Raw genomic sequence first — 5,301 nt, forward strand, 5'->3', positions numbered from 1 at the left:
TTATCTCTCAACACTTTCATAAACTACTGAGCTCCTGATCACTTTCTAGCTCTTTCTGCGAAATTACTCTTATATCATTTTAAAATAAGATTTTATATTTTCTAAAAAAGAATTAGCATAATTCTCAGTTCTAGGACTTTTAAGATTTTTATTTAAATGATTATGAAGAAATTTTTTATCTAGATAAAATTGAATAATACTTAAATTCACTATGTTTTTTCGGTAAATTAGAGATAAATTCTGCAAATTTTTCTAATTGAATATTGGTAATTAGAGTAAATACCAAACCTATATTTTCTTTATATTGGTTAACCCTTGAAATTTCATGCTCTTTCGTATCTTTTTATTCAATTTCAATAACATTATTAGATAAAATAACTAAATTTTTTTTATTAACCTCTAGCTTTTGAGATTCCTTTTGCTTTATATTAAGTATTTCCTCTTCTAATTCCTCTTCACTAAATAATTTTTTAAATGCAGCAAGCCATGGATCAAAGGCTGTACTTTCTAACTTTTTAAAATCTTCTTTTAACTTCATAACTAATTTCCTTGTTTATATTTTCTTAGTTTAATTTATAGTACTAGTTGGAAGTAATCAAGTTATAGAGCTAAGAAAAATTAATATTTTTGTAAAAATTACATATAGCGTAGCAATTGAAAAACAGTTTTAAAATACTTAAAATAATTTGACTATTTTAGAAAATTTTAATAAAATCTATTAATAAACTCAATCGATAATACCAAATATGAAAACAGCTTTTATCTTCCCCGGTCAAGGGGCGCAATTGATCGGCATGGGAAAAGATTTTTATGATAATTTTAAACCCGCCAAAGAAACTTTTCAAATCGTTGATGAAGCACTAAATCGAAAACTTACCGACATAATTTTTAACGGCACTTCCGAGGAGCTAACCCTAACTACCAACGCACAGCCGGCATTAATGGCAGTATCTATGGCAATAATAAATATTATTAAAGCTGAAACCGGTAAAAGTTTGGATAGTCTTTGCGATTATGCTGCCGGTCATTCGCTAGGTGAATATAGTGCTTTATGTAGCACTAAAAGTATTAGTCTTGAGACAGCAGCAAAACTACTTCATATACGTAGTACATCTATGCAAGAAGCATGTCCCGAAGGTGAGGGAAGCATGGCAGCTTGTATTAATATTCCACTTCAAAAACTTGAAGAAATATTAGAAGATATCAACAAAATAAATTTATGCCAAATTGCCAATGATAACATCGAAGGACAAATAGTTATTAGCGGCAAGACCACAGCTATAGATCATGCTATTAGCATAATTAAAGATTTAGGCTATAAAGCGATAAAACTGAAAGTCAGCGCTCCATTTCATTGTAGCTTAATGAAGCCGGCAGAAGAAAAAATGCGAGTAGCTCTTGATAAAGCTGTAATTAATAAGCCTTTGATACCGGTAATCCAAAATTATACCGCAAAACCTACTCTAGATCCTACAGAAATCAAACAAAATTTAATTCTTCAGATATGCGGACGAGTTAGATGGCGTGAAACTTTAGAACTATTTAATACCTTAGATATAACTCATATAGTAGAAATAGGTGCCGGAAGCGTATTAACAAATATGCTCCGAAAAATTAATTATCCATATAAATTAAGTAATATAAGTAATTTAGAAGAACTACAGAATTTTTTAGACACTCTCTCATAACTTCTGATTTATACTCAAATGATTTCAAGAACCCTCATTTTATTTTGAGAGGTGAGCACCCGCAGTCTATACTTAAATAGGTGAGGATGCGAATCCTTGATAAAAGAAAAAAGCAATTCTTGAAAGCAGCAGAGTATATAAAGTTTTTAAATTAACTTAATATTATTATTATATGAAAATTAGTTTTAGTTTTTTTAAGCAATTGCTAGAATTATTAACTAGTGATTGGCGAAGCTATTTAGATAAGGTAATAGAAGATTTTAAAAATTTAGCTTTAACAGATACTAATGATACATTTTTAAAAGAAGAATGTTATAGAAAAATTGCGCTTATTAAAGGATATATTAAAGAAGGGGAGTATCCATGGTATGTTGTTCCTTTTGATAAAAAAGATAATGCAAGTTTACTACTTACCAATATTCATATGCTAGAGCTTGATTATCTAAATCAAAATACGGTAAAAGCAGTAAAAAATATGCTGCGAAATAATTTCAAAGATATATATAATCCGGAAATTTATATTATCACTAATTATGAAGAACCTATAATTAAAAACTATACAATAATAGATACAATAGCCAAAGGGAAAGTTATTACCTTTGAAGATGTTAATATTAATTATGAAGAACACACAAATGAAGAGTTGAAATATATAGATGATATAGTAAATGATATTAGAAAACTAGACAGCGAGTTAGTAGCAGATATATCAAATATCATCAATTTTATTTTGTAGATTCTGCTATTACTCAGTATACGATCATTTTTATTGCTGCACATTTTGAAGAACTACCAAATTTTCATTAAAATTTAGATAATCTCAACTTTATAGTACCGCTACAAAAATATAATCCTGAATGCCAACCAAAAAACTATAAGAACTTTATAAATATCGAAGTAATAACTTGGAATAGATTTTTAGTTAAATATCAGAAATTATTTAATAACCTTAGCGAAGAACATTCAGAAATACTATGTAGCATTTGTAGCGATAATGAGGATTTTATAAAATCATTGCTTTCAGACTCTCTCTCTTGATTTAGAAAAGCAAACTAAAACCATAACCTATGTAATGGATAAATATAAAGGCGATACTGATTCTTGTCATATAACTCGGCTTTTTAATATTTGTAAAAATACGACAAAGCCTGAAGTTGTAAAATATTTTATTGATTATTTAGAACATTGGAAAGGATTACCTATTTTTTGGTGTTATAATGATATGCTTCCTATAGGTGAAGTTTCTTCAAAACTACCTAGCCATGATTATGAATAATATTTAAATCAATAATAAAAATTCTAAAATAATTCTAGAAATTTTATAATTTAGATGATATAAAGTTAAGCCATAACCGGAGAGATGGCCGAGTGGCCGAAGGCGGCGGTTTGCTAAACCGTTATACGGGTCATACCGTATCGAGGGTTCGAATCCCTCTCTCTCCGCCAGCTCTATGCTTTCTTATTTTCTTTATAATGCTTAGTATATTTATCTAGTAACATCCTAATCATTTTTTGATAAGGAACATGTGCAGTTGCTGCTTCTGATTTAAAGAATTCTACGTTCTCTTTACTTAAAGAAATGGTTACTTTTACAGAATCATCTTTTAACAACAGTTCTCTAGGATGTGGTAAGAAATCTTTTACTATTTTTACTTCCCATATTTCCCCATCAGTGTATTTTATTCTCTTACCTTTACGCCAGTATCCTGCTCCAAAAATTCTTATATGATTACCTTGAAACATAAAACGGACTGTTAAAATATTACCGTCAACTTAACCTAAACAAACATATCTTTTTTCTGTAATACTATGGTCTATATCCTCAAGAATTATCCTTTTTATATCTAGAAAAGCTTTTTGAGCTTCATAAAAGCTTACGTTATGCTTCTCAATATTAATGTTATTTTTTCTTCGTCCCATTCAAAAGAAGAATGCATTTTTAGCCTTTAATCGATTAATTTAATAATACTTAGTTCTATAATAAATGTCCATATATTTGTATGGGTAATAAACCATATTTTAAAATTAATAGTTTTCAAAGTAGACATAACAAAACTTAAGCGTAGCCTAGGTTCTGTGGACATTTCTAATTGATTTCCTATTCTGAGGTATTTTTTAGCGAAAATTAATAAGATTTTTAAAGGAATAGTTATTCATATTTCAAAAAAATCTTATAATTTGCAGTAAAAAATAGCAGGAATTAAATCTTTTTAGAGATGTCCACAGAACCTAAACTAAGGCTAATCTGAACTGGTTAAAGGTTCGCATAACGTCCCACACTCCCCGCCAGCGTCTGAACAGTTAGCCAATTCTTGTAGTTTACCTTCCGGGAAAGTCAAAGAGTAATCAAGGTTTCCGCCTTTCAAATTTAGGTTAGAGAGTACAAATTATCGCCTTATTTCCTTTATTTAACAAGGAAATTAGATTTACATGCAAAATGTCTTTTCATACCTTACCTTTTTAAATTTTATTAAAAACTTTAACTATTTAAGATTATATAATATCATCTTCTTCACCCATTAATTTAATTAAATCTGGATAGGTTTGCTCATATTGAGCTATAAGCTCAAGTGTTTCTGTTTTATCATGAGATGATAATTTAACTTTGTCATTTTCTACTAACTCTCTTAATTCTTTTATTTCTTGTAAAGTAGCATAATGAATACTAACCTCCTCGCCATCTTTTGCTGCATACCATTGATTTTGTGCATCCCACAAAAGGGCATTTCTTATATTGACAGCCTGACTAAGATTTGTTAGTTCTAAATCTAGTTTCACAAAGAAATCTCTTGAGTACGAAAATTCTTGAGTTTCTACATTAGGTGCGTATGTTAATCCAAAAAATTTATCGTTAGCTATACAAAACGACTCTGCACTCTTTTTAGATTTGCTGCTAAAGAAATCAGGGATAAAACCAAAAATTTTTATTTTATAGTGTTGATTTATATCAATTCTTCCAAATATTGTCTTTTCTTTCATTTGTTCCTCTTAATTTAATCAGTTAAATTCTGTTTATCAAAAACCTTGGCTATTTTAGCTTTTGATTACAACATAAAATTTGTAAAAACTTAATAAACATATATTTGTAGTAAAAAGTAGAAAAAACTATATAGATACAAGATTTATCTCCTGTAGCCTTAAGTTTAATATGGTTTATATATGATTAGCAATTATACACCAAAAAACGAATGATAGTTTGTTTAAAAAAATCTTTCGAGATTTAGAGAGATTAAAGAAATTTATCAATACAGTTCTTGGACTTCAGGAGGGTTTTAGAATCAAAGAAATAGAGTTTATACCCATAAAGCAAGCCCTATGCTCAATAAAGGAAAAAGCATATTTGATTTAAAAGCCGGTAGCTGGTATATAATCGAGATACAAAATAGCAGAAATTAAGGAATAAATCTACAGCGTTAACTACGCAATCACAACATAACCCGCTACGCAGTAAACGACCTCTTCAGCTCATTGGTGGGAAAGGACGAACCCACATAGATATTATAACACCTAAATACTCAACTTACAATAATTATTATATAATAATTATTGCTTAATAGTTGAGATATTATTTAAAGGATTAAATTATGACTGATTTAGTTAAAGGGAGTGTTGA

General features: G+C 29.0%; 8 protein-coding genes and 1 tRNA gene. 4 read left to right on the plus strand and 5 right to left on the minus strand.

The features are described 5' to 3' along the window. Positions 1-343 precede the first annotated feature (343 nt). Positions 344-538, minus strand: coding sequence for a hypothetical protein (locus tag SB78_RS11045; RefSeq protein ID WP_241773770.1), 195 nt, complete (start codon positions 536-538; stop codon positions 344-346). A 208-nt stretch (positions 539-746) separates the two neighbouring features. Between SB78_RS11045 and fabD the strand changes: the two genes are divergently transcribed. The 4 genes from fabD to SB78_RS05230 all read left to right on the plus strand — a co-directional run bounded on the left by fabD (position 747) and on the right by SB78_RS05230 (position 3,134). Beyond that, positions 747-1,688 carry an ACP S-malonyltransferase gene (gene fabD / locus SB78_RS05210; protein WP_041079103.1) on the plus strand — a complete coding sequence of 314 codons (942 nt, stop codon included), beginning with the start codon at positions 747-749 and terminating at the stop codon, positions 1,686-1,688. Positions 1,689-1,860: 172 nt separating this feature from the next. Beyond that, the gene (locus tag SB78_RS11050) at positions 1,861-2,424 is read left to right on the plus strand and encodes a hypothetical protein (protein ID WP_241773771.1); all 564 of its coding nucleotides are present in this window, start codon (positions 1,861-1,863) and stop codon (positions 2,422-2,424) included. Between the two features lie 336 nt (positions 2,425-2,760). Further along, positions 2,761-2,964: a hypothetical protein gene (locus SB78_RS05225; protein WP_041079104.1), complete on the plus strand. Its 204-nt coding sequence runs from the start codon at positions 2,761-2,763 to the stop codon at positions 2,962-2,964. 78 nt (positions 2,965-3,042) lie between these two features. Next, positions 3,043-3,134, plus strand: a tRNA-Ser gene (locus tag SB78_RS05230). Positions 3,135-3,137: 3 nt separating this feature from the next. Here SB78_RS05230 and SB78_RS05235 read toward each other — a convergent pair. The 4 genes from SB78_RS05235 to SB78_RS05240 form a co-directional block, all read right to left on the minus strand. Beyond that, positions 3,138-3,431 (minus strand): hypothetical protein, encoded by a 294-nt coding sequence (locus SB78_RS05235; RefSeq protein ID WP_052458499.1) that lies wholly within the window; start codon positions 3,429-3,431, stop codon positions 3,138-3,140. Between the two features lie 30 nt (positions 3,432-3,461). Beyond that, entirely contained in the window at positions 3,462-3,608 is a 147-nt protein-coding gene (locus tag SB78_RS08265; RefSeq protein WP_146625039.1) for a BrnT family toxin, read from the minus strand. A gap of 26 nt (positions 3,609-3,634) precedes the next feature. Continuing rightward, positions 3,635-3,772, minus strand: a complete 138-nt coding sequence (locus SB78_RS09730) for a hypothetical protein (RefSeq protein ID WP_158510109.1) — start codon at positions 3,770-3,772, stop codon at positions 3,635-3,637. A gap of 409 nt (positions 3,773-4,181) precedes the next feature. Next, the gene (locus SB78_RS05240) at positions 4,182-4,667 is read right to left on the minus strand and encodes a hypothetical protein (protein WP_041079105.1); all 486 of its coding nucleotides are present in this window, start codon (positions 4,665-4,667) and stop codon (positions 4,182-4,184) included. Positions 4,668-5,301 lie beyond the last annotated feature (634 nt).

The sequence above is a fragment of the Rickettsia asembonensis genome (assembly GCF_000828125.2).
Classification (GTDB): Bacteria; Pseudomonadota; Alphaproteobacteria; order Rickettsiales; family Rickettsiaceae; genus Rickettsia; species Rickettsia asembonensis.

Coding starts and splice junctions, on each gene's coding strand:
- fabD (WP_041079103.1), top strand. CDS start 747: ATGAAAACAGCTTTTATCTTCCCCGGTCAAGGGGCGCAATTGATCGGC.
- SB78_RS05240 (WP_041079105.1), bottom strand. CDS start 4,667: ATGAAAGAAAAGACAATATTTGGAAGAATTGATATAAATCAACACTAT.
- SB78_RS08265 (WP_146625039.1), bottom strand. CDS start 3,608: ATGGGACGAAGAAAAAATAACATTAATATTGAGAAGCATAACGTAAGC.
- SB78_RS09730 (WP_158510109.1), bottom strand. CDS start 3,772: ATGTCCACAGAACCTAGGCTACGCTTAAGTTTTGTTATGTCTACTTTG.
- SB78_RS05235 (WP_052458499.1), bottom strand. CDS start 3,431: ATGTTTCAAGGTAATCATATAAGAATTTTTGGAGCAGGATACTGGCGT.
- SB78_RS05225 (WP_041079104.1), top strand. CDS start 2,761: ATGGATAAATATAAAGGCGATACTGATTCTTGTCATATAACTCGGCTT.
- SB78_RS11050 (WP_241773771.1), top strand. CDS start 1,861: ATGAAAATTAGTTTTAGTTTTTTTAAGCAATTGCTAGAATTATTAACT.
- SB78_RS11045 (WP_241773770.1), bottom strand. CDS start 538: ATGAAGTTAAAAGAAGATTTTAAAAAGTTAGAAAGTACAGCCTTTGAT.